Here is a 20,593-nt window from a genome sequence, read left to right on the forward strand (position 1 = left end):
GACTGGGACGGTGACCACGACCCCCAGCACGGGACGCCGGGCCGTGCTGCCCCTGCGTCCCGAGCTCGCCGACGAGGAGCCCTACGGCGCCCCGCAGCTCGACGTGCCGGTCCTGCTGAACGTCAACGAGAACCCGTACCCCCCGGACGACGACGTGGTGGCGACCATCGCGGCCGAGGTGACCCGTGCGGCCCGCAGCCTCAACCGGTACCCCGACCGCGACTTCCCGGCCCTGCGCGCCGACCTCGCGGACTACCTGATGCTCGAGTCGGGCGTCTGCATGGAGGGCTTCGACGTCTGGGCCGCCAACGGCTCCAACGAGGTCATGCTCCACCTGCTGCAGGCCTTCGGCGGGCCCGGGCGCACCGCGCTGTCCTTCGCGCCCACGTACTCGATGTACCCCGAGTACGCGCGTGACACGCACACCACCTGGGTCACCGGCCGCCGCGAGGAGGACTTCACCCTCGACCCGGACGCCGCCGTCGCAGCCGTGGCCGAGCACCGGCCCTCCGTGATCCTCCTGACCAGCCCCAACAACCCGACGGGCACCGCCCTGCCGACCGCCACGATCGAGGCGGTCCTCGCGGCCGCCCGCGACGTGGACGTGGACGGTACGGGCGCACCCGCCGTCGTCGTCGTCGACGAGGCCTACGCCGAGTTCCGGCGCGCCGGGACGCCGTCGGCCCTCGCGCTGCTCGCCGACCACCCGCACCTGGCCGTCTCGCGCACCATGTCCAAGGCGTTCGCCCTCGCCGGCGCGCGCGTCGGCTACCTCGCCGCGAGCCGCGAGCTCGTGGACGCCCTGCGCGTCGTGCGCCTGCCCTACCACCTCAGCGCCGTCACCCAGGCCACCGCCCGCGCGGCCCTGCGCCACCGCGAGTCCCTGCTCGCGCAGGTCGACACGCTCCGCACCGAGCGCGACGGGCTCGTCGCCTGGCTCCGGGCCCAGACCCACGCCGACGGCACGCCGTTCGAGGTGGCCGAGTCCGACGCGAACTTCGTGCTCTTCGGCCGGTTCGCCGACCGCCACGCCGTCTGGCAGGGTCTTCTCGACCACGGCGTGCTCATCCGGGAGACCGGCCCCGACGGGTGGCTCCGCGTCTCCGTCGGCACCACTGCCGAGACTGCGGCGTTCCGGGACGCCCTGACCCAGGTCCTTCTCAAGGAGGAAGCATGACCCGCACCGGCCGCGTCGAGCGCGCCACGTCCGAGTCCAAGGTCCTCGTCGAGCTCGACCTCGACGGCACCGGGCGCACGGACGTCGCCACCGGCGTCCCGTTCTACGACCACATGCTCACCGCCCTGGGCAAGCACTCCCTCATGGACCTCACCGTCCACGCGTCCGGCGACACGCACATCGACGCGCACCACACCGTCGAGGACGTCGCCATCTGCATCGGCCAGGCGCTGCGCGAGGCCCTCGGCGACAAGGTCGGCATCGCCCGGTACGGCGACGCCACCGTGCCCCTCGACGAGGCGCTGGCGCTCGCGGTCGTGGACGTGTCCGGCCGCCCGTACCTGGTGCACGAGGGCGAGCCCGCCGGGCAGGAGTACCACCTCATCGGCGGCCACTTCACCGGCTCCCTGACGCGCCACGTGCTGGAGTCGGTCGCGCACCACGCCGGCATCACGCTGCACGTGCGCGTGCTCGCGGGCCGCGACCCCCACCACATCGTCGAGGCCCAGTTCAAGGCCCTGGCGCGCGCGCTGCGCGCCGCCGTCGCTCTCGACCCTCGCGTCGAGGGCATCCCGTCCACGAAGGGTGCGCTGTAACCGCATGTCCGACACCCACGGCAACCCCACCCCCGGAAGCCCGGCAGACGAGCCGACGACCCCGGACGACCTGCCCGGTCTCGACGACCTCGACTTCGAGATCCCGGACGACCTCTCGTCGCTGACGAACCCCACCACCGACCCGGAGCTCGCTGTCCTCGTCACGCAGATCGCCGGGGCGGGCCCGCTGGCCGCCGCCTGCGCGCTCTCCGGGCTCGACGTCGACGCCGTGCCCACGTCCATCGGGGCCCTGGCCGTGCTGCGCGACCGCGCCGGCGACGCCCCCGAGCAGGCCGCCGCCGCCATCTCCGGCCTGGTCCGCGGCGTGCCGCTGGTCCTCGTCACCCGCCGTGGCGAGCAGCTGACGGCGCTGCGCTTCACCGACGGCGAGCGTGGCGACGAGCTCTCCCCGGGCCTGGTGCTGGGCGGCGCCCCGGAGGAGCTGGAGGACCTGCTGACGGGCTTCAAGACGGTGGCCGAGCTGGACGGCGTCGTCGCGTCGTCGTCCATCAGCCGCTTCAAGGCGGTCCGCCTGCTCACCTCGGCCGCGCGCAAGGCGCGCAGGAAGCCGGAGTGATGGGCGCTCCCAAGGTCGTCGTCCTCGACTACGGCTTCGGCAACGTCCGGTCCGCCGTCCGCGCGCTGGAGCGCGTGGGTGCCGAGGCCGAGCTCACCGCCGACCGCACCGCCGCGCAGGAGGCCGACGGGCTGCTGGTCCCCGGCGTCGGCGCGTTCGCCGCGTGCATGGAGGGGCTGCGCACGGTGCGCGGCGGCGAGGTCGTCGACCGCCGCCTCGCGGGCGGCCGCCCGGTGCTCGGCATCTGCGTGGGCATGCAGATCCTGTTCGCGCGCGGCGTCGAGCACGGCGTCGAGACCGAGGGCCTGGGGGAGTGGGCCGGCACGGTCGAGCGCCTCGACGCACCCGTGGTGCCGCACATGGGCTGGTCGCCCGTCGAGGCCCCGGAGGACTCGGTCCTGTTCGCCGGCGTGCGCGACGAGCGCTTCTACTTCGTGCACTCGTACGCCGCGCAGGAGTTCACCCAGGGGCACGACGACTTCGCGAGCAAGCACTACACGCCACCGCGTGTGACCTGGGCCCATCACGGCACGCCCCAGCGGGGCGCGCGCTTCGTCGCGGCCGTCGAGGACGGCCCGCTCAGCGCCACGCAGTTCCACCCCGAGAAGTCCGGCGACGCCGGGGCCACCCTGCTCGAGAACTGGGTCCGCTCGCTCGCCTGAGGCGAGCCGCCCGTCACCACGGGTGCCCGACGCCGGACCGGTCGCCTCCGCGCGAGGCGACCGGTCCGGCGTCGGGCACCGACCACCAAGACTGGAGAGACATGACCGACCGACTGGTGCTGCTGCCCGCCGTGGACGTCGCCGACGGGCAGGCCGTGCGCCTGGTCCAGGGCGAGGCCGGCTCCGAGACCTCCTACGGGGACCCGCTGTCCGCCGCCCTGGACTGGCAGGCCGGGGGTGCGGAGTGGGTGCACCTCGTGGACCTGGACGCCGCGTTCGGGCGTGGCTCCAACGCCGAGCTGCTCGCCGAGGTGGTGGGCCGCCTGGACGTGCAGGTCGAGCTGTCGGGCGGCATCCGGGACGACGCGTCGCTGGAGCGCGCGCTCGCCACGGGCGCGCGCCGCGTGAACCTCGGCACCGCCGCCCTGGAGGACCCGGAGTGGACCGCCAAGGTCATCGCCGAGCACGGCGACCGCGTGGCCGTAGGCCTGGACGTGCGCGGCACCACGCTCGCCGCCCGCGGCTGGACGCAGGAGGGCGGCGACCTCTGGGAGGTTCTCGAGCGCCTCGACGCCGCGGGCTGCGCCCGCTACGTGGTCACGGACGTCACCAAGGACGGCACGCTGCGCGGCCCCAACCTGGAGCTGCTGTCCGACGTCGCCACGCGCACCACCGCGCACGTCGTCGCCTCGGGCGGCATCTCCTCGCTCGACGACCTGCGGGCGCTGCGGGCGCTGGAGCCCCGCATCGAGGGCGCCGTCGTGGGCAAGGCCCTGTACGCGGGCGCGTTCACGCTGCCGGAGGCGCTCGACGTCGCCGGCCGGCCGGACGTGTCCCGGTGAAGTCGATCCAGCCCACGTCCGCGTTCGCGGACGACGACGGCTCCGCCGACCTGGAGCTGACGGCCCTGCTCGCCGGCCACGCCGAGGGGCGCACGCCGCTCCGCGCGGTCGTGGCACGCCTCGCGCAGACGCGCGTGCTCGTGCCCGTGCTGGCCGAGCTCGGTGCGGAGGAGACCACCGCTGACGGGCTGCAGGTCGACAAGGAGGCGTCGACCGGGATCGTGGCGCTGGAGTCGCCCGACGGGCGACGCGCCCTGCCGGTGTTCACGAGCGTCGCGTCGATGACCGCCTGGCGGGCGGACGCCCGCCCGGTGCCGGTGGACGTGCCGCGCGCGGCGCTCAGCGCCGTCAACGAGGACTGGTCCCTGCTCGTGGTGGATCCCGCCGGGCCCGTCACCGTGCTGGTGCCCCGGCCCGCGGTGTGGGCGCTCGCACAGGGCAAGGAGTGGCGTCCGGCGCTGGTGGGTGGGCCGGACGAGATCACGGTGGACCCCGAGGTGGCGTCGGCCGTGGCGATCGCCGCCGCGCCCGTGCAGCACGTGGTCCGCGCGCACGCCGAGCCCGGCCGCAAGGCCGAGGTCGCCGTGGTGCTCGCGCTCGACCCCGGGCTCGACCGGCCCGGGCTCGACGCCGTGCTGGCCCAGGTGAACTCCCGGCTCGGCGCGTCCGACGTGATCTCCGAGCGGGTGGACTCCCTCGAGCTGCGGATCGGCGCGGCGCGCTGATCGGTGCTGGGCGCCGTTGGGCGGCTGACCCGGTGACCGGTCAGCCGCACTCCGTGACGGGAGTGAACGCCGCGTCGTCGGCCAGCATCTGCTGGAGCGTGGAGAGCGGCACGAGGAGGCTCTGGCCGTCGGCCGTCTTGGCGTAGACGACGCCGATGACACGGCCCGCCTGGTCCAGGGCCGCCGACCCCGACGACCCCGGCTCGACCGGGGCGTCCGTGACGAGGACCTCGCCCAGGTTCGCGTTCAGGGGGTCGTGCGCCGTGCCGATCACGGTGCCCGTGGTGACGGTGAGCGCGCCGCCCTCGGGGTAGCCCACCACCGTCACCGGGTCGCCGGCGACCGGGTCGCCGCCGGCCAGCTCGGGGTACGACGGCAGGGGGTCCCTCGTCCGGACCACCGCCAGGTCGGCCAGGGCCGCGGTGGCCGCGGTGCCCACCGCGATGTCACGCCCGTCGTACGTGCTCACCTGCAGCTGGTCCGAGTCGGCGACCACGTGCTTGTTCGTGATGAGCGTGTACTCGTCCACGGCGAAGCCCGAGCCGGTCGACAGGGACGTGCAGCCCACGTTCCTGATCCGGACGGCCATGCGCTGCACCGCGTCGAAGCCGTCCGGGGAGAGGTTCGCGCTGTCCTCCGCGGACAGTGACGGCGCCAGGGTCGGCACGATGTCGAGCGGGACCGGGTCGGGCAGCTCCGGCAGCACGCCGCAGCCGGCCGTCACCGTGCAGGCGAGCGTGGCGGCCGCGAGGGCCGCGCCGAGCCGGCGCCTCACTGCGACAGCTCCGCCTGCAGCGCCGCGTTGGCGTCCGTGGCCCGGGTGCACAGGTCGGTCACCTGGCTCTCGAAGCGTGCGAGGTCCGCCGGGTCGTACGCGTCGGCGTCCTTGAGGTAGCCGATGAGCTCCTTCTGGCCGTCAGTGCACTGGCCCAGGGCGGTCGCCACGATGCGCGCGGCCTCGCTCACCCGCTCCTGGTACTCGAGGTACTGCTGGGACGCGACGTTCTCGTCGCCCAGCTGCGCCTTCTCGTTGGCCAGGTCGCTGATCCGCCGGTTCGCCGTGGCCACCTGCTCGCGGGCAGCCGTGAGCTCTGCGTTCACGCCGTCGAGCTGCGTCCGCAGCTCCGCCACCTCCTGTGCGTGCGTCCGGGCCTTGCTCTCCCACGTGTCGGCGTTGTCCTGCCAGCGCATCGTGGTGAGCCACAGGTACGCGGCCACGCCGACCGCCGCGACGAGCAGCAGGGCCAGCACCCAGCCGCCGGACCGCCGCCGCCGGACCGGCTGGGGGTCCGCCGGGGCAGGGGCCGGGGACGGCGGGGGCGACCCCGGGGACCGGCCGTAGGGCCGGACGGACGGCGGCAGCGCGCTGCCGGGTCCCCGCCCGGGCACGTGCCCGGGAAGCGGTGCGGTCGGGTTGGTCGACATGGTCCTCGGACCTAGATGACGGAGCCGGTGTACTTCTCGCCCGGGCCCTCACCCGGCGCGTCGGGGATCACTGAGGCCTCGCGGAACGCCAGCTGGAGCGACCGCAGGCCGTCGCGCAGGGAGCGCGCGTGCTGGTTGCCGATGTCCGGGGCGGCGGCGACGACGAGCGCGGCCAGCGCGTTGATCAGCTTGCGCGCCTCGTCGAGGTCCAGGTGGCCCCCCTCCTCGGCGTCGTCCGCCAGGCCGCACTTGACGGCGGCGGCGCTCATGAGGTGGACGGCGGCCGTCGTGATGACCTCGACGGCGGCCACGTCGGCGATGTCGCGCGTCGCGTCGTCGACGCCGTCCGCCCCGTCGGGCGCCGTGGTGTTCTCGCTGGTGGTGCTCATGGGTCCTATCCTTCCACGCGCCCTGGCCAGGCTGCCGCGCTTCACGGCACTCGTCGGGCTCTCTTCTTTTGACTGATTCAAGAAAAGGAGCGAGGGTAGGGGAGTGGACACGAACGAGCAGATCGAGCGGGCGCTCCGCGAGGTCGGGCTCCGGGTGACCCGACCTCGCGTGGCCGTCCTGGCCGCCGTCGCCGCGCACCCGCATGCCGACGCGGGCACAGTGCTCGCCGTCGTGCGCGAGGGTCTGCCCGAGGTCTCCCACCAGGCCGTCTACGACTCGCTGCACACCCTGGCCGACGCCGGGGTGGTGCGGTGCATCCAGCCCACAGGGGCCACGGCCAGGTACGAGACACGGGTCGGCGACAACCACCACCACGTCGTCTGCCGGAAGTGCGGCGACATCGCGGACGTCGACTGCGCGGTCGGCGAGGCCGCCTGCCTGACGGCGTCCCACGACCACGGCTTCACGATCGACGAGGCGGAAGTCACCTACTGGGGCCTGTGCCCCCGGTGCTCCGCCGCCCGGTCCGAGCCGTAGGTCCAGAACCACAGCGCACCACCGATCCACCAAGCAACGGAGATCCATCTTGTCCGACACGCAAGCCAACGAGGCGGCGGAGACCGTCGCACCGACCGAGGCCACGAGCACCGGTGGGTGCCCGTTCGGGTACGACACCCGCAAGCACCCGACGCAGGGCTCGGCCAACAGCGAGTGGTGGCCGAACCGCCTGAACCTGGGCATCCTGGCGAAGCACACGGCCCAGCGCGACCCGCTGGGCCCGGGCTTCGACTACGCCGAGGCGTTCGCGACGCTCGACCTCGACGCGGTCAAGGCGGACCTGGCGGCTGTCATGACGGACTCGAAGGACTGGTGGCCTGCCGACTTCGGCCACTACGGCGGCCTGATGATCCGCATGGCCTGGCACTCCGCCGGCACCTACCGCTCGCACGACGGCCGCGGTGGTGCCGGGGCGGGCATGCAGCGGTTCGCGCCGCTCAACTCCTGGCCCGACAACGGCAACCTCGACAAGGCGCGCCGCCTGCTGTGGCCCGTCAAGAAGAAGTACGGCCAGAAGATCTCGTGGGCCGACCTCATGATCCTCGCCGGGAACGTCGCGCTCGAGACCATGGGCTTCCCGACCTTCGGCTTCGCCGGCGGCCGCGCGGACGTGTGGGAGGCCGACGACGACGTCTACTGGGGCCCCGAGAAGGTCTGGCTCGACGCCGAGCGCTACACGGGCGACCGTGAGCTCGAGGCGCCGCTGGCCGCGGTCCAGATGGGCCTGATCTACGTCAACCCCGAAGGCATCGACGGCGCCGGCGACCCGGTCGCCGCGGCGGGCGACATCCGCGAGACGTTCCGCCGGATGGGCATGAACGACGAGGAGACGGTCGCGCTCATCGCCGGCGGTCACACCTTCGGCAAGACCCACGGCGCCCACCCGGACGACCGGCTCGGCCCGGACCCCGAGGCCGCGCCGCTCGAGGAGCAGGGCTTCGGCTGGCGGAACGGCTACGGAACCGGTGTCGGCGCCGACGCGCTCACGTCCGGCCTCGAGGTCACCTGGACCCAGACGCCGGTCCGGTGGAGCAACCACTTCTTCGAGAACCTGTTCGCGTTCGAGTGGGAGCTGGAGCGTTCCCCGGCCGGTGCCAAGCAGTGGGTCGCGAAGGACGCCCCCGCTGTGGTCCCGGCGCCGAACGAGGGGGGTGCGCCGCGCAAGCCCACGATGTTGACGACGGACCTCTCGCTGCGGTTCGACCCGGCGTACGAGGCGATCTCGCGCCGCTTCCTGGAGAACCCCGACCAGTTCGCCGACGCGTTCGCCCGCGCCTGGTTCAAGCTGACGCACCGTGACATGGGTCCCAAGGCCCGGTACCTCGGCCCCGAGGTCCCGGCCGAGGACCTCCCGTGGCAGGACCCGCTGCCCGCCGCGCCGGAGCAGATCGTCGGCGAGGCCGAGATCGGGCAGCTGAAGCAGCTGATCGCGGGCACCGGTCTCACCGCCGCCCAGCTCGTGTCCACCGCCTGGAAGGGCGCGGCGTCGCACCGCACCTCCGACAAGAGGGGCGGCGCGAACGGCGGGCGCCTCCGCCTCGAGCCGCAGCGCTCGTGGAAGGCCAACAACCCGGCGGAGCTCGAGCCGGTCCTGGTCGCGCTCGAGGGCGTCGTCGAGACGTTCAACGCGACGAGCGCCGTCAAGGTGTCGTTCGCGGACGTGCTCGTCCTCGCCGGCGGCGTGGGCGTGGAGCAGGCGGCGAAGGCCGGCGGGCTCGACGTGACGGTCCCGTTCACCCCGGGCCGCGTGGACGCCACGCAGGAGCAGACCGACCCCGAGCAGTTCGCGTGGCTCGAGCCGGTGGCCGACGCCTTCCGCAACTACGACAGCGGGTTCCTCAAGCTCCCGAGCGAGTACCTGCTCGTCGACCGCGCCAACCTGCTCGGCCTCACCGCCCCGGAGATGACGGTGCTGCTGGGTGGCCTGCGCGTGATCGGCACCAACTGGGACGGCTCGAACCTCGGCGTCCTCACGCAGGACCCCGGCGCCCTGACGAACGACTTCTTCGTCAACCTGCTCGAGCTCGGCCTCGAGTGGAAGCCCGCGGCGGACGAGCAGACGTTCTCGACGACGGACGGCCGCTGGTCGGGCTCTCGCGTCGACCTCGTGCTCGGGTCGAACTCCGAGCTGCGCGCGCTCGCCGAGGTCTACGCCTCGGACGACGCGAAGGAGAAGTTCGTCAAGGACTTCGTCGCCGCCTGGGTCAAGGTCATGGAGCTCGACCGCTTCGACCTGCGCACGTGACGTCGTCCCCCGCCCGGGCCCACGGCCCGGGCGGGGGAGGTCACACCCGCTGGGCTGTGGCCGACGCGAGCCCCGTGCTAACCTTGGGACTCGACCGACCTGACGCTGCCTGAACCTGATCCCGTATCAGAGCTGGTAACGACAGGTGTCTCAAGTGGATCCCATCCCACCCGAGCTTCGACCGAGCACGCTGGACGTGCCGACAGAGGCCGGGTCACCTGGTCGGGCGAAGCTGTCGTCCCAGACGACATCCTTCGCCCTTTCCGTGATGGCCTCCACCTGTGCTCAGGGCGGGGGCCTTCCTCGTTCCTGGCGGTCGTACCGACGACTTACCTAGGAGCATCACATCAGCGAGCCTCGCATCAACGATCGGATCCGCGTCCCCGAGGTCCGACTCATCGGACCCGGCGGGGAGCAGGTCGGCGTCGTCCGCACCGAGGTTGCCCTGAAGCTTGCCCAGGACGCGGACCTGGACCTCGTCGAGGTCGCACCGGACGCCCGCCCGCCCGTCGCCAAGCTCATGGACTTCGGCAAGTTCAAGTACGAGTCCGACATGAAGGCGCGTGAGGCGCGGCGCAACCAGGCGAACACGGTCCTCAAGGAGATCCGTTTCCGCCTGAAGATCGACCCGCACGACTACGGCACCAAGAAGGGCCACGTCGAGCGCTTCCTCTCGGCCGGCGACAAGGTCAAGGTCATGATCATGTTCCGTGGCCGCGAGCAGTCGCGCCCGGAGATGGGCGTGCGCCTCCTGCAGCGGCTGGCGGAGGACGTGGCGGAGCTCGGCTTCGTCGAGTCCATGCCGAAGCAGGACGGCCGCAACATGACCATGGTCCTGGGCCCGGTCAAGAAGAAGGCGGACGCCAAGGTGGAGCAGCGCAAGCGCTCGGCCGAGGTCAACTCGCAGCGCATGACCAAGTCCGAGGCGAAGGCTGCGGCCCGCGGCACGGACGAGGGCGACGAGTACGACGACGTCGACGAGATCGACGAGGTCGACGAGCTGGAGGAGACCGAGCAGGCCGAGCCGGCTGCGCCGACGGACTGGGCCGAGGAAGCCCAGAACGCTGCCGCAGCCGTCGAGGCCGAGCAGGCCGCCGCCGAGCCCGAGGTCCCGCAGCCCGTCGCCGAGCCCGAGCCGGTCGCGAAGGAGGCCCCCAAGGCCCCCGCCGCCCCGGCGCGGACGCCCGCCAAGGCCCCCGCGCCGTCGTCGGACACGACGGCCGACGCGCCCAAGGCTCCGGCCCCCAAGCCCCCGGTTCCCCGACCGGCTGCACCGCGGCCCGCCGCGCCGAAGCCGAGGCCGGCCCCGCGCCGGGCCGGCTGACGCCGGAGGCTTCACGACACACGGCCCAGCCCACCGGCCGGGCCCGTACCCCGTCGGCCGCACCCGCGGTCGACCGACACGAGGAGAGACGGCAGTCATGCCGAAGAACAAGACGCACTCCGGCGCCAAGAAGCGGTTCCGCATCACCGGCTCCGGCAAGGTCATGCGTGAGCAGGCGAACGCCCGCCACTATCTCGAGCACAAGTCGAGCAAGCTGACTCGCCGACTTTCCGCTGACCAGGTCGTCGCGCCCGCAGACGTCAAGAAGATCAAGAAGCTGCTCGGTAAGTGACCCGTCGGCGGCCTCGGCCGCCCGGACCCCACCTTCCGGCCCCGAAGTAAACCCAAGGAGCTACACGTGGCACGCGTGAAGCGGGCGGTCAACGCCCAGAAGAAGCGCCGTACAACCCTCGAGCGCGCCGCCGGATACCGCGGCCAGCGCTCACGCCTCTATCGCAAGGCGAAGGAGCAGGTCACCCACTCGCTCGTCTACGCCTACCGCGATCGCAAGGCGAAGAAGGGTGACTTCCGCAAGCTGTGGATCCAGCGCATCAACGCTGCGGCCCGCGCTCAGGGGATGACCTACAACCGCCTCATCCAGGGCCTCAAGGCCGCTGGAGTCGAGGTCGACCGTCGCATGCTCGCAGAGCTCGCGGTCAACGACATCGCGGCGTTCAACGCGCTCGTCGGTGTCGCGAAGGCTGCCCTGCCGGCGGACGTCAACGCCCCGGCAGCGGCCTGAGATTGACCCAGTACACCCCGGACGCCCGGTCAGCACCCTCTTCGGAGGGCCCCGCAGTCCTTGACGTGACGCTCGCCAACCCGCGAGCAGACCGCGTCAAGGCCGTGCGGGCACTGGCCGGGCGTCCGGCGCGTTCCCGGCATGGGCAGTTCCTCGTCGAGGGGCCGCAGGGGGTGCGGGAGGCGGTGCGCTACGCCGCGGCGGACGTCCGCGACGTCTACCTCACGGAGGCGACGGCGGAGCGTTACCCGGAGATCGTGGCCGACGCCGCGGCCGCCCGGCTGCACACGCACGTCGGCACGCGCGAGGTGCTGGAGGCGATGAGCCCGGACGCACAGGGCGTGCTCGCGGTGCTGCGCACCTCGTCGCCGACCCTGGACGACGCCCTCGCGGCACGGCCCGCCGCGCGGTCCGGGCGACCCCTGCTCGTCGCCGTGCTGGCCACCGTCCGCGACCCCGGCAACGCGGGGACGGTGATCCGTGCCGCCGACGCCGCGGGCGCCGACCTCGTGGTCCTCGCCGGGGAGAGCGTCGAGCTGCACAACCCCAAGGTGGTCCGGTCCACGGCCGGTTCGCTGTTCCACCTCCCGGTGGTCAGCGGCCTGACGCTGCCCGACGCCGTCGCGCACCTCCGCGCGGCCGGCTGCCAGGTCCTCGCGGCCGACGGGGCCGGCGACCGGGACCTGGACGACCTGCTGGACACGGCGGGTGGCGGGCAGGTGCCCGACCTGGCGGCGTCGACGGCGTGGATCTTCGGCAACGAGGCGTGGGGCCTGCCCGAGGAGGACCGCGCGCTGGCCGACGCCGTGGTGCGCGTGCCGATCCGCGGCAAGGCGGAGTCGCTCAACCTGGCGACGGCGGCGACGGTCTGCCTGTACGCGAGCAGCCGGGCGCAGCGCTGACGCTCGGGGCCCGTCTGGCACTGTCCGGCGGTGACACGCACGGCTAGCGTGGCCGCATGAGCCGCATGAGGTGTGGACCCGACCTGAGCCGGATCAGCGATGCCGTCGCCGAGTCGGTCGGTGCACGCCAGGTGTTCGGTGAGCCGGTCGAGCGGGACGGTGTCGTCGTCATACCCGCCGCCCGGGTGTGGAGCGCCGGAGGTGGCGGTGGCGGAGGTGGCGTCGAGACGGACACCGTCGGCTGGTCCGAGGTAGAGACGGGCGACGAGGAGGCGGTCCCCGACCGGGAGGGCGGGGGTGGCGGCGCCGGCTTCGGCCGCCGGGCCGCGCCGTCCGGAGCGTTCGTCGTCAACGGTACAGACGTGCGCTGGGTCCCCGCGGTCGACGTCACCCGGATCGTCCTGGGTGGTCAGGCGGCCCTCGTCGCGGTCGTCGTCGTCGTGTGCTGGGCGGTGCGGCGGCGCCGTCGTCGTTGACCGGGGTCTCGGCCGCCGGGTTCCGGCGGGGGGCACGGGCGCGCCGGGTCGCGGCGGCCGGCCGCCGGGTTCAGTAGCCGAGGTGGTGGCGTACCCAGCCGAGGCAGGCGAGCGCCTGGGCGCGCTGCTGGGACCGGACGTGCGGGAGGCCCGGCGGGGCAGGGACGAACGACCTGCTGATGAGGCGGCCCATGCTGGCGGCGAGGTAGGCGGTCACGGTGCTGTCGGGCACTCCGCCAGGCAGGGGGTGCCGCCACAGGACCTCGGCGATCGTCGGCCCACCCTCGGCCTCGATCACGGAGAGCATCTCCACCTGGTTCACCCACGGCGCTCCCCGGCCCGCGCCCATCCACTCGGTGGCCAGGGCGCCGTCGGTCCCGTCGGCGGGGAACATCATGCACTCCCGGCCGAGGCCACCGTGCACCAGGGCGTTGCCCTGCATCAGGGTCCGGGCGCCGGCGGCCGCCGCCGCGACCGTGTCGATGTGCTCCGCGAGCCACGGCCCGTAGGCCGCCAGCTCTGCCGGGTGCTCGGTGGCCAGCTGCTCGCACGCGTCCCACGGGCCGTCCTCCACGGGCTCCAGGGCGCTGCCGTCCGGCACCGTGGTCGCGCTGATCGACTGGGCCAGCGCGATCGCCCGTGCGACGTCCGCGCCGTCCCACCCGGCGAGCGGGCGCACGTCCGCGTCCGCGTACGCCGCGACGACCCAGGAGTCGTAGACGCCGAAGTCCTCGTCGAAGGACCACAGGTACTGGCGGGCGGGGGCGCCGGCGGGAAGCTCGCTCACCACCTCGATCTCCCGGCGGTACATCGCGTGCGCCAGCGGGCTGGTGGCGTTCACGGCATGCACCAGGACCCGGCCCATGGAGGTCTGCAGCCGGGCGGTGAGCCCCGGCAGCAGTCCGTTGCTGCTGGCCGACCACACGAGGACCGGCGCTCGGAGCCGCATCGAGATCTGCTCACGCACCGGCGGGGGAAGGTCCGGCCAGCCGGGGACGGGAGCGTGACTCATGGGGAGATCATGTCCGAGCGCGGACATGACGGACAAGGCTGACGTGGCGTGGCGGGCGCTGCCCGAGCGAAAAAGTGTGCCAAGCGCGCCCTCTGGCGGCGCCGGTAGGGTCGCGGCGTGCTCATGTGGTGGGGCGGGGTCTGGGCCCGGTGGGGCGACGTGCTCGCGGTGGTGGCTGTCGGGCTGCCGCTCGCCGTGCTCCTCGCCGTCGGCCTGGCGCGGTGGCGCGTCCGACGGGGGACTGCTCCCGGCTGGGCGTGGCGAGCCTCGGTGGGCGAGGTGGGGATCGCGGTGGGGACGGCGCCCTGGCTCTGGATGATCCTGACACCGACGGGTGGCGACGGCGGCCTGGCGCTCGTGCCGCTGCGCGACCTCGTCACCGTGCTGGCCGGGTCGCCCGGCGAGGCGCTGGTCCAGGTGGGCGGAAACCTCTTGGTGCTCTCTGCGTTGGGTCTGTTCCTGCCGGTGCGGTTCGCGCTCGGGACGCGGGCCGCCGTCGGGCGCGGGCCGGCCCCTGCCGTGCTGGGCGAGATCGCCCTGGCGGCCGCGGGTCTGTCCCTCCTGGTGGAGCTTCTCCAGCGCGTGCTCGACCTCGGTCGCGTCTCGTCCGTCGACGACGTGCTGCTCAACACCGTCGGTGCGGTCCTCGGGGCCGTGTGCTCCCGCCGCTGGTGGCGCACGCCCCACGACCTGCGGCGGAACCCGACGGACTAAGATCTACGGGTGCGTCTGTTCACAGCGGTGTTCCCTCCCGCGCACGTCCTGGACCACCTCGACCTGGCCCTGCACGGGGTCGGCGCGAACCTCACGGTCTCCGACGCCAACCGGGGTGGGCCACGCTGGCTGCCCCGCGAGATGCAGCACGTCACGCTCGCGTTCTATGCAGACGTCCCCGAGGGCAGCGTCCCGGACCTCACCGACGAGCTGGCGACGCTCGCCAAGGAGCACCGCCCGTTCGAGCTGCGCCTGCGGGGAGCCGGCACGTTCTCGAGCAAGGTGCTGTGGATCGGGGTCGACGGCGAGACCAGCGCGCTCAGGGACCTCGCGAGCGCGTGCCTCGACGCGTCGCCGCGGGAGATCCCCGACGAGCTCAAGCCGCACCGCCCGCACCTGACCGTGGCGCGGGCTCGCGCCGGTCAGGTCAAGCCGCCGCGCGGCCGCTGGCGGCGGGCGCAGGAAGGGCCGCGGTCCGAGCTGGAGCCGGCGGCGGGGGCACTGTCGGTGTACGCGGGGCCGTCGTGGCGGGCGGAGTCGTTCGCGCTGGTCGAGTCCCGCATGGGCGAGGGGCCGCAGGGCGGGCCGCTGTACACCCCGGTGGAGTGGTTCCCGCTGGGCGACTGACGTCGTGCGTCGTCAGTCGCTGATCGAGATGAAGATCAGGAGCGACGCCACGAACGCACCGAGGCAGAGGGCGAGGCCCCGGACCCAGGGCGCGAACGGGACGTTCGTGACCCCGCGAGCGCCGACCGCCCCGCCGAGGGTGCTCGGCCAGGCCTCCGAGGGCCGGGTGACGCCGGACGGGCGGGGCATCTCCGGCCCCGCAGGCGTGCTCCCGGCCCGCCCGACGAGCCAGACCAGCCCGAGGACCAGGACGACGAACAGGGCCACCCCGCCCGCGAGGACCGCGATCAGGGCCACCGTGGTGGTGGCGTCCTTCACGCCGACGTCGCCGGCCGGGAGCCGCACGATCGCCACGAGGAGCGCGATCGCGGCGCCGATGCCGAACCAGCGCCAGAACCGCAGTGGCCGTCGGGCGCGCGCCACGAGCGCACCCGGCGTGGTGCTCTCGCCGCCTGGCACGGCGTCGTGGACGACGTTCCCCGTGGGGCTGGGCGTTCCCCACGCCGGCACGTGCGACACGCCGCCCGACGACGCCTGGGTCGCCTGGTGCTCCGGCCGTCCCTTGCGGTGCAGCAGACCGCGCGGGCGCAGGTCCTGGCCGAGCGTGAGGCCCAGCGGGTCGGAAGGGCCGGGGGTCACGGAACCGTAGCGGGGCCACCCCGACGCTCGCTCGCCGGGGGTGCGCCGCCGGTCAGGCGCAAATCGGGAGGTGTCGTCGCCGCTCACAGGTCCAGTGTGGCAGGCGCGGGCGGCCCGCGGCAGGGTCCGGGGGATACAGATTGCCCGGCGGACCTGCGGCGTGCCACGATGACGGCATGCAGATGCTCACCCGCCGATTTACGTGGCCCGTCACGGGTCGCGCGGCCGGTGCTGCGCGAGGACGCTGAGCCGGCCCCTGTGGACGACGCGTCCGGAGCCCTGGCGGGCACCTAGACTGCAACTGCCGCGTCGAACGCGCGCCCGGCCAGTCCGGGGCGGGTCCGTGGCTCCCGACCCCGCCAGGAAGGCAAGCATGTCCACGCCCGATCTGAAGTCGGCGTCCGACGCCGAGACCGCTCCGCCCGGCCCGCTCGACGAGGCAGCGCTCGACGCAGCCGTCGACGCCGCGCTCGCCGCGATCACGGCCGCGCCGGACCTCGACGCGCTCAAGGCGGTGCGCACGCAGCACACCGGCGACCGGAGCGCCCTCGCCCTCGCGAACCGCGCCATCGGCGCCCTGCCCGGGCCGGACAAGGCTCGCGCGGGCAAGCTGGTGGGCCCGCGCCGGGGCCGTATCAACCAGGCCCTCGCTGCTCGCCAGACCGAGCTCGAGGCCGAGCGTGACTCCCGTGTCCTCGTCGAGGAGTCGGTCGACGTGACGCTGCCCGCGCAGCGGGTGGCCCAGGGTGCCCGGCACCCGATCGAACTGGTCCAGGAGCGCATCGCCGACTTCTTCGTCGCCTTCGGCTGGGAGATCGCCGACGGGCCCGAGCTCGAGGCCGAGTGGTTCAACTTCGACGCGCTGAACTTCGGCCCGGACCACCCGGCCCGCCAGATGCAGGACACCTTCTACGTCGAGGGCGACAGCAACCTGGTGCTCCGCACGCACACGTCACCGGTGCAGGCGCGGTCCTTGCTCGAGCGCGGCGTGCCCCTGTACATCGCGTGCCCCGGCAAGGTGTTCCGCACCGACGCGCTCGACGCGACGCACACGCCGGTGTTCCACCAGGTCGAGGGTCTCGCCGTCGACAAGGGCCTGACCATGGCCAACCTGGTGGGGACGCTGGACGCGTTCGCGCGGGCGATGTTCGGGCCCGAGGCCCGCACGCGCCTCCGCCCGTCCTTCTTCCCGTTCACCGAGCCGTCCGCCGAGATGGACCTGTGGTTCCCGCAGAAGAAGGGCGGCGCCGGCTGGATCGAGTGGGGCGGCTGCGGGATGGTCAACCCGAACGTGCTGCGCTCCGCGGGGATCGACCCCGAGGTGTACAGCGGCTTCGCGTTCGGGATGGGGATCGAGCGCACGCTCATGCTGCGCCACTCCATCTCAGACATGCACGACATCGTGGAGGGCGACGTGCGCTTCTCCACCCAGTTCGGGACGGAGATCTGACGTGCCTCTGATCGTGAAGGAGTGGCTCGCCGACCATGTCGAGCTCCCCGCTGACCTGACGGCGGAGCAGCTGGCCGCCGACCTCGTGCGCGTCGGCCTCGAGGAGGAGGCGATCCACGGCGCGGCGGTCATCGGTCCGCTGGTGGTGGGTCGCGTGGTCGAGCAGAGCCCCGAGCCGCAGAAGAACGGCAAGACCATCAACTGGTGCCAGGTCGACGTGGGCGTGCACAACGTCGACGGCGTCCCGGCGGCCGACGGCGGGACGCCGCGCGGCATCGTGTGCGGCGCGCACAACTTCGGCCCCGGGGATCTGGTCGTCGTCGCGCTGCCCGGCGCGGTGCTGCCCGGTCCGTTCGCCATCGCGAGCCGCAAGACGTACGGCCACGTGTCCGACGGCATGATCTGCTCCCAGCGTGAGCTCGGCCTCGGCGAGGACCACGAGGGCATCATCGTGCTGCCGCGTCTCGGCTACGCCGAGGCGGACCTCACGCCGGGCCAGGACGCCATCGAGCTGCTCGGCCTCGGCGACGAGGTGCTCGAGATCAACGTGACCCCGGACCGCGGGTACGCGTTCAGCTACCGCGGCGTGGCACGCGAGTACGCCCACTCCACGGGGGCGAAGTTCCTCGACCGTGGCCTGCCCACGGGCGCGGAGCCCGCCGCCACGCCGGACGGGTTCGAGGTCGTCGTCGACGACGCTGCGCCGATCCACGGTGTGACCGGGTGCGACCGGTTCGTCACGCGGGTCGTGCGCGGCATCGATCCCGCCGCGCCCACGCCCCGCTGGATGAAGCGCCGCCTGGAGGGCTCGGGCATGCGTTCCATCTCGCTCGCGGTGGACATCACCAACTACGTGATGCTCGACCTGGGCCAGCCGCTGCACGCCTACGACCTCGACCAGGTCGCGGCGCCGATCGTGGTCCGCCGTGCTGCGGCGGGCGAGAGGCTGACCACGCTGGACGACGTCGGTCGTGCCCTGCACGCAGAGGACCTGCTCATCACGGACTCGCCGGAGGGCCGCGGTTCGCGCGTGCTCGGCCTGGCGGGCGTGATGGGTGGCGCCTCGTCCGAGGTGTCGGGTGCCACGACGGCCGTCCTTGTCGAGGCGGCGCACTTCGACCCGATCACCGTGGCCCGCACGGCGCGCCGCCACAAGCTGCCGAGCGAGGCCGCCAAGCGGTTCGAGCGCGGCGTGGACCCGCGGCTCCCGGCGGTCGCCGCCCAGCGGGTGGTGGACCTGCTCGTGGAGCTCGGTGGCGGTACGGCCGACCCCGCGGTCGGCGACGTCGACACCACGTCGCCGTCGGCCCCCGTCGCGCTGCGGGTGACCGAGCCCGCGCGCCTGGTCGGCGTGGAGTACACGCCCGAGCAGGTGCGGGCGACGCTCGAGGAGATCGGCTGCGTGGTCGAGGCCGGTGACGAGGGCGTCCTCGTCGTCACCCCGCCGAGCTGGCGGCCCGACCTGACCGGCTCGGCCGAACTGGTCGAGGAGGTCGTGCGCATCACGGGCTACGACAAGGTCCCGTCCGTGCTGCCCGCGGCCCCCGGCGGCCGCGGCCTCACGGCCGAGCAGCGGACCCGGCGCTCGGTCGCCCGCGCGCTGGCCGAGGCGGGGTTCGTGGAGACGCTCAGCTACCCGTTCGTGGGCGACGCGGAGGTGGACGCCCTGGGCCTGCCGGCCGACGACGACCGCCGTGCCGCCGTCCGGCTGGCGAACCCCCTCGCCGACGACAAGCCGCTCCTGCGGACGAACCTGCTCGTCACCCTGCTGGAGACGGTGCGTCGCAACGTGTCACGCGGGCTGACCGACCTCGCCGTGTCGGAGGTCGGCCTCGTCACCCGCCCGCGGGCGGGGGCGCCGGCAGCGCCCGCCCTCCCCGGCGGCGTGCGGCCCACGCCGGAGCAGCTCGAGGCTCTCGCCGCGGCTGTCCCGGCGCAGCCGCGGCTGGTCGCAGGCGTGCTGACCGGCCGCCGTGAGCGCGCCGGCTGGTGGGGCGAGGGCCGCGCGGCAGACTGGGCGGACGCGGTCGCCGCGGCGCGCCTCGTCGTCGAGCGCACGGGTGCCGAGGTGACGGTGTCGGCCGACGCCGAGCGCCTGCCGTGGCACCCGGGCCGGTGCGCCCGGTTCACGCTGGCCGACGGCACGGTCGTGGGCCACGCGGGCGAGATGCACCCCAAGGTGGTGGAGACCCTCGGCCTGCCCGCCCGGGCGGCCGCCTTCGAGCTGGACCTGTCGGCGCTGGTCGCCGCCGCACCGAGCACGCCGGTACAGGCAGTCCCGGTGTCGGCGTTCCCCGCCGCGAAGGAGGACCTGGCGTTCGTCGTGGACGCCTCGGTCCCGGCCGAGGCGGTCCGCCGCGCGATCGTGGACGGTGCCGGGGACCTGCTGGAGGACGCCGCGCTGTTCGACGTCTTCACGGGCTCCCAGCTCGGCGAGGGCAAGAAGTCCCTCGCCTACGCGCTCCGGCTGCGTGCCACCGACCGGACGCTGTCGGCCGACGACGTGCGGTCGGTCCGGGAGGGCGTCGTCGCGGCGGCCGCCGAGCAGGTGGGGGCGGTCCTGCGTGGCTGAGGAGGGCCGGCAGCCCGTCGGGGCGGGCGCTGACGCGGGTGCGGGCGCGGCCGAGGTCGCGCCCGCCCGCACGGCTCTCGTCACCGGGGCGTCGCGCGGCATCGGCCGGGAGATCGCGCTCGGTCTCGCGCGGGCGGGGATCCACGTGGCCCTCCTCGCGCGGGACGCCGCGCGGCTCGAGGCGGTCGCCACGGAGGTGGCCGAGGCGGGTGCGGGCCAGGACGTGCGCGCGGTGGCGATCGCGGCCGACGTCACGTCGTTCGACGACGTCACCTCCGCCGTGCGACGCGCCGAGGAGGCACTCGGGGGCGTCGACCTGCTCGTGAACAACGCCGGCCGGGTCGACGCCGAGGTGCCGCTGTGGGAGGCCGACCCCGACGAGTGGTGGGGCGTCTTCGAGACGAACGTCCGCGGCCCCTTCTGGTTCTCCCGGCTCCTGGTGCCCGCGATGCTGTCGCGGGGCGGCGGTCGCGTCGTCGAGCTCTCCTCGGGTGCGGCGACCAACGAGATGTCGGGTACCAGCGCGTACAACGGCAGCAAGACCGCGCTGCTCCGCCTGGGCGCGAACCTCCACGCGAGCGGCTACCCCCTGGGTCTGCGCGTCTTCGAGGTCGCCCCGGGGGTGGTGCCCACGGACATGGCGACGGGGATGCAGCTGCACGCCGGCCGCACGGAGTGGACGCCCGTGGAGCGGACCGTCGACATGGTGACGACGATCGCGCGCGGAGAGCTCGACGCGTGCTCCGGGTGGTACATCCGGGTCACGGACGACACTCCCGCCTCGTTGCGGGAGCTCGCCGGGCAGGCCGGGACGGGCACCCGGCGGCTGCGGGTGCAGCAGACGTAGGCCGAACGTCACGCGACGTTCACAAGGCTGCCCTGGTTCGGGCGGGTTTGCACACCTAGGTTGGGCGAGTCCTGCCGACTCTCTCCAGGAG

General features: G+C 73.8%; 23 protein-coding genes. 18 read left to right on the top strand and 5 right to left on the bottom strand.

The features are described from left to right. Nucleotides 1-10 precede the first annotated feature (10 nt). From D1350_RS07425 to D1350_RS07450, 6 genes are all read left to right on the top strand, one after another. The gene (locus D1350_RS07425; protein WP_125775326.1) at nucleotides 11-1,177 is read left to right on the top strand and encodes a histidinol-phosphate transaminase; all 1,167 of its coding nucleotides are present in this window, start codon (nucleotides 11-13) and stop codon (nucleotides 1,175-1,177) included. After that, entirely contained in the window at nucleotides 1,174-1,773 is a 600-nt protein-coding gene (gene hisB / locus D1350_RS07430) for an imidazoleglycerol-phosphate dehydratase HisB (protein WP_125775327.1), read from the top strand. The genes D1350_RS07425 and hisB overlap by 4 nt, the downstream gene beginning before the upstream one ends. 4 nt (nucleotides 1,774-1,777) lie before the next feature. After that, on the top strand, nucleotides 1,778-2,350 hold the full coding sequence (locus D1350_RS07435; RefSeq protein ID WP_240643944.1) for a hypothetical protein: 573 nt from the start codon (nucleotides 1,778-1,780) through the stop codon (nucleotides 2,348-2,350). Next, nucleotides 2,350-3,012 carry an imidazole glycerol phosphate synthase subunit HisH gene (gene hisH / locus D1350_RS07440; RefSeq protein ID WP_125775328.1) on the top strand — a complete coding sequence of 221 codons (663 nt, stop codon included), beginning with the start codon at nucleotides 2,350-2,352 and terminating at the stop codon, nucleotides 3,010-3,012. The genes D1350_RS07435 and hisH overlap by 1 nt, the downstream gene beginning before the upstream one ends. Nucleotides 3,013-3,113: 101 nt before the next feature. Then, a complete protein-coding gene (gene priA / locus D1350_RS07445) occupies nucleotides 3,114-3,854 on the top strand; it encodes a bifunctional 1-(5-phosphoribosyl)-5-((5-phosphoribosylamino)methylideneamino)imidazole-4-carboxamide isomerase/phosphoribosylanthranilate isomerase PriA (RefSeq protein WP_125775329.1) in 741 nt (246 codons plus the stop codon). After that, nucleotides 3,851-4,579, top strand: a complete 729-nt coding sequence (locus D1350_RS07450; protein ID WP_125775330.1) for an SseB family protein — start codon at nucleotides 3,851-3,853, stop codon at nucleotides 4,577-4,579. Before priA ends, D1350_RS07450 begins: the two co-directional genes overlap by 4 nt. Before the next feature lie 40 nt (nucleotides 4,580-4,619). Here the strand turns inward: D1350_RS07450 and D1350_RS07455 are convergent, their stop codons facing one another. The 3 genes from D1350_RS07455 to D1350_RS07465 are packed head-to-tail and all read right to left on the bottom strand — an operon-like array spanning nucleotide 4,620 to nucleotide 6,393. After that, nucleotides 4,620-5,354 carry a S1 family peptidase gene (locus tag D1350_RS07455; protein ID WP_125775331.1) on the bottom strand — a complete coding sequence of 245 codons (735 nt, stop codon included), beginning with the start codon at nucleotides 5,352-5,354 and terminating at the stop codon, nucleotides 4,620-4,622. Further along, nucleotides 5,351-6,004 carry a hypothetical protein gene (locus tag D1350_RS07460; RefSeq protein WP_240643945.1) on the bottom strand — a complete coding sequence of 218 codons (654 nt, stop codon included), beginning with the start codon at nucleotides 6,002-6,004 and terminating at the stop codon, nucleotides 5,351-5,353. Before D1350_RS07460 ends, D1350_RS07455 begins: the two co-directional genes overlap by 4 nt. An 11-nt stretch (nucleotides 6,005-6,015) precedes the next feature. Beyond that, entirely contained in the window at nucleotides 6,016-6,393 is a 378-nt protein-coding gene (locus tag D1350_RS07465; RefSeq protein ID WP_125775332.1) for a DUF1844 domain-containing protein, read from the bottom strand. Nucleotides 6,394-6,496: 103 nt separating this feature from the next. Here D1350_RS07465 and D1350_RS07470 point away from each other — a divergent pair, with 103 nt between their 5' ends. From D1350_RS07470 to D1350_RS07500, 7 genes are all read left to right on the top strand, one after another. Then, nucleotides 6,497-6,931: a Fur family transcriptional regulator gene (locus D1350_RS07470; protein ID WP_125775333.1), complete on the top strand. Its 435-nt coding sequence runs from the start codon at nucleotides 6,497-6,499 to the stop codon at nucleotides 6,929-6,931. A gap of 49 nt (nucleotides 6,932-6,980) precedes the next feature. Then, on the top strand, nucleotides 6,981-9,197 hold the full coding sequence (gene katG, locus D1350_RS07475) for a catalase/peroxidase HPI (protein WP_125775334.1): 2,217 nt from the start codon (nucleotides 6,981-6,983) through the stop codon (nucleotides 9,195-9,197). A gap of 397 nt (nucleotides 9,198-9,594) precedes the next feature. Beyond that, nucleotides 9,595-10,521, top strand: a complete 927-nt coding sequence (gene infC, locus D1350_RS24725; protein ID WP_276313715.1) for a translation initiation factor IF-3 — start codon at nucleotides 9,595-9,597, stop codon at nucleotides 10,519-10,521. A gap of 97 nt (nucleotides 10,522-10,618) precedes the next feature. After that, complete coding sequence (rpmI, locus tag D1350_RS07485; RefSeq protein WP_125775336.1) at nucleotides 10,619-10,813, top strand: 50S ribosomal protein L35; 195 nt, start codon at nucleotides 10,619-10,621, stop codon at nucleotides 10,811-10,813. Nucleotides 10,814-10,879: 66 nt separating this feature from the next. Next, nucleotides 10,880-11,263: a 50S ribosomal protein L20 gene (gene rplT / locus D1350_RS07490; protein ID WP_125775337.1), complete on the top strand. Its 384-nt coding sequence runs from the start codon at nucleotides 10,880-10,882 to the stop codon at nucleotides 11,261-11,263. Nucleotides 11,264-11,328: 65 nt separating this feature from the next. After that, nucleotides 11,329-12,165 (top strand): TrmH family RNA methyltransferase, encoded by an 837-nt coding sequence (locus D1350_RS07495; protein ID WP_206074452.1) that lies wholly within the window; start codon nucleotides 11,329-11,331, stop codon nucleotides 12,163-12,165. A gap of 56 nt (nucleotides 12,166-12,221) precedes the next feature. Beyond that, on the top strand, nucleotides 12,222-12,641 hold the full coding sequence (locus D1350_RS07500) for a spore germination protein GerW family protein (RefSeq protein ID WP_206074453.1): 420 nt from the start codon (nucleotides 12,222-12,224) through the stop codon (nucleotides 12,639-12,641). 70 nt (nucleotides 12,642-12,711) lie between these two features. Here D1350_RS07500 and D1350_RS07505 read toward each other — a convergent pair whose 3' ends face one another. Next, nucleotides 12,712-13,653, bottom strand: a complete 942-nt coding sequence (locus tag D1350_RS07505) for a hypothetical protein (RefSeq protein WP_125775338.1) — start codon at nucleotides 13,651-13,653, stop codon at nucleotides 12,712-12,714. A 123-nt stretch (nucleotides 13,654-13,776) separates the two neighbouring features. Between D1350_RS07505 and D1350_RS07510 the strand changes: the two genes are divergently transcribed. After that, nucleotides 13,777-14,367 (top strand): VanZ family protein, encoded by a 591-nt coding sequence (locus tag D1350_RS07510; RefSeq protein ID WP_125775421.1) that lies wholly within the window; start codon nucleotides 13,777-13,779, stop codon nucleotides 14,365-14,367. 9 nt (nucleotides 14,368-14,376) lie between these two features. Then, a complete protein-coding gene (gene thpR, locus D1350_RS07515; protein WP_125775339.1) occupies nucleotides 14,377-14,994 on the top strand; it encodes an RNA 2',3'-cyclic phosphodiesterase in 618 nt (205 codons plus the stop codon). Between the two features lie 12 nt (nucleotides 14,995-15,006). Here the strand turns inward: thpR and D1350_RS07520 are convergent, their stop codons facing one another. Further along, a complete protein-coding gene (locus D1350_RS07520; protein ID WP_125775340.1) occupies nucleotides 15,007-15,633 on the bottom strand; it encodes a hypothetical protein in 627 nt (208 codons plus the stop codon). A 373-nt stretch (nucleotides 15,634-16,006) separates the two neighbouring features. Between D1350_RS07520 and pheS the strand changes: the two genes are divergently transcribed. The 3 genes from pheS to D1350_RS07535 are packed head-to-tail and all read left to right on the top strand — an operon-like array spanning nucleotide 16,007 to nucleotide 20,502. After that, entirely contained in the window at nucleotides 16,007-17,083 is a 1,077-nt protein-coding gene (gene pheS, locus D1350_RS07525) for a phenylalanine--tRNA ligase subunit alpha (RefSeq protein ID WP_125775341.1), read from the top strand. A 1-nt stretch (nucleotide 17,084) separates the two neighbouring features. Next, entirely contained in the window at nucleotides 17,085-19,655 is a 2,571-nt protein-coding gene (pheT, locus tag D1350_RS07530; protein ID WP_125775342.1) for a phenylalanine--tRNA ligase subunit beta, read from the top strand. After that, on the top strand, nucleotides 19,648-20,502 hold the full coding sequence (locus tag D1350_RS07535) for an SDR family NAD(P)-dependent oxidoreductase (RefSeq protein ID WP_125775343.1): 855 nt from the start codon (nucleotides 19,648-19,650) through the stop codon (nucleotides 20,500-20,502). Before pheT ends, D1350_RS07535 begins: the two co-directional genes overlap by 8 nt. Nucleotides 20,503-20,593: the final 91 nt, after the last annotated feature.

Source organism: Antribacter gilvus (genome assembly GCF_003946865.1).
GTDB classification, from domain to species: domain Bacteria; phylum Actinomycetota; class Actinomycetes; order Actinomycetales; family Cellulomonadaceae; genus Antribacter; species Antribacter gilvus.

Excerpts from the sequence above, each read along its gene's own strand:
- hisB (WP_125775327.1), top strand. The coding sequence starts at position 1,174 with ATGACCCGCACCGGCCGCGTCGAGCGCGCCACGTCCGAGTCCAAGGTC.
- D1350_RS07460 (WP_240643945.1), bottom strand. The coding sequence starts at position 6,004 with ATGTCGACCAACCCGACCGCACCGCTTCCCGGGCACGTGCCCGGGCGG.
- pheS (WP_125775341.1), top strand. The coding sequence starts at position 16,007 with ATGTCCACGCCCGATCTGAAGTCGGCGTCCGACGCCGAGACCGCTCCG.
- D1350_RS07505 (WP_125775338.1), bottom strand. The coding sequence starts at position 13,653 with ATGAGTCACGCTCCCGTCCCCGGCTGGCCGGACCTTCCCCCGCCGGTG.
- D1350_RS07435 (WP_240643944.1), top strand. The coding sequence starts at position 1,778 with ATGTCCGACACCCACGGCAACCCCACCCCCGGAAGCCCGGCAGACGAG.
- D1350_RS07510 (WP_125775421.1), top strand. The coding sequence starts at position 13,777 with ATGTGGTGGGGCGGGGTCTGGGCCCGGTGGGGCGACGTGCTCGCGGTG.
- rpmI (WP_125775336.1), top strand. The coding sequence starts at position 10,619 with ATGCCGAAGAACAAGACGCACTCCGGCGCCAAGAAGCGGTTCCGCATC.
- D1350_RS07500 (WP_206074453.1), top strand. The coding sequence starts at position 12,222 with ATGAGCCGCATGAGGTGTGGACCCGACCTGAGCCGGATCAGCGATGCC.
- D1350_RS07465 (WP_125775332.1), bottom strand. The coding sequence starts at position 6,393 with ATGAGCACCACCAGCGAGAACACCACGGCGCCCGACGGGGCGGACGGC.
- priA (WP_125775329.1), top strand. The coding sequence starts at position 3,114 with ATGACCGACCGACTGGTGCTGCTGCCCGCCGTGGACGTCGCCGACGGG.
- hisH (WP_125775328.1), top strand. The coding sequence starts at position 2,350 with ATGGGCGCTCCCAAGGTCGTCGTCCTCGACTACGGCTTCGGCAACGTC.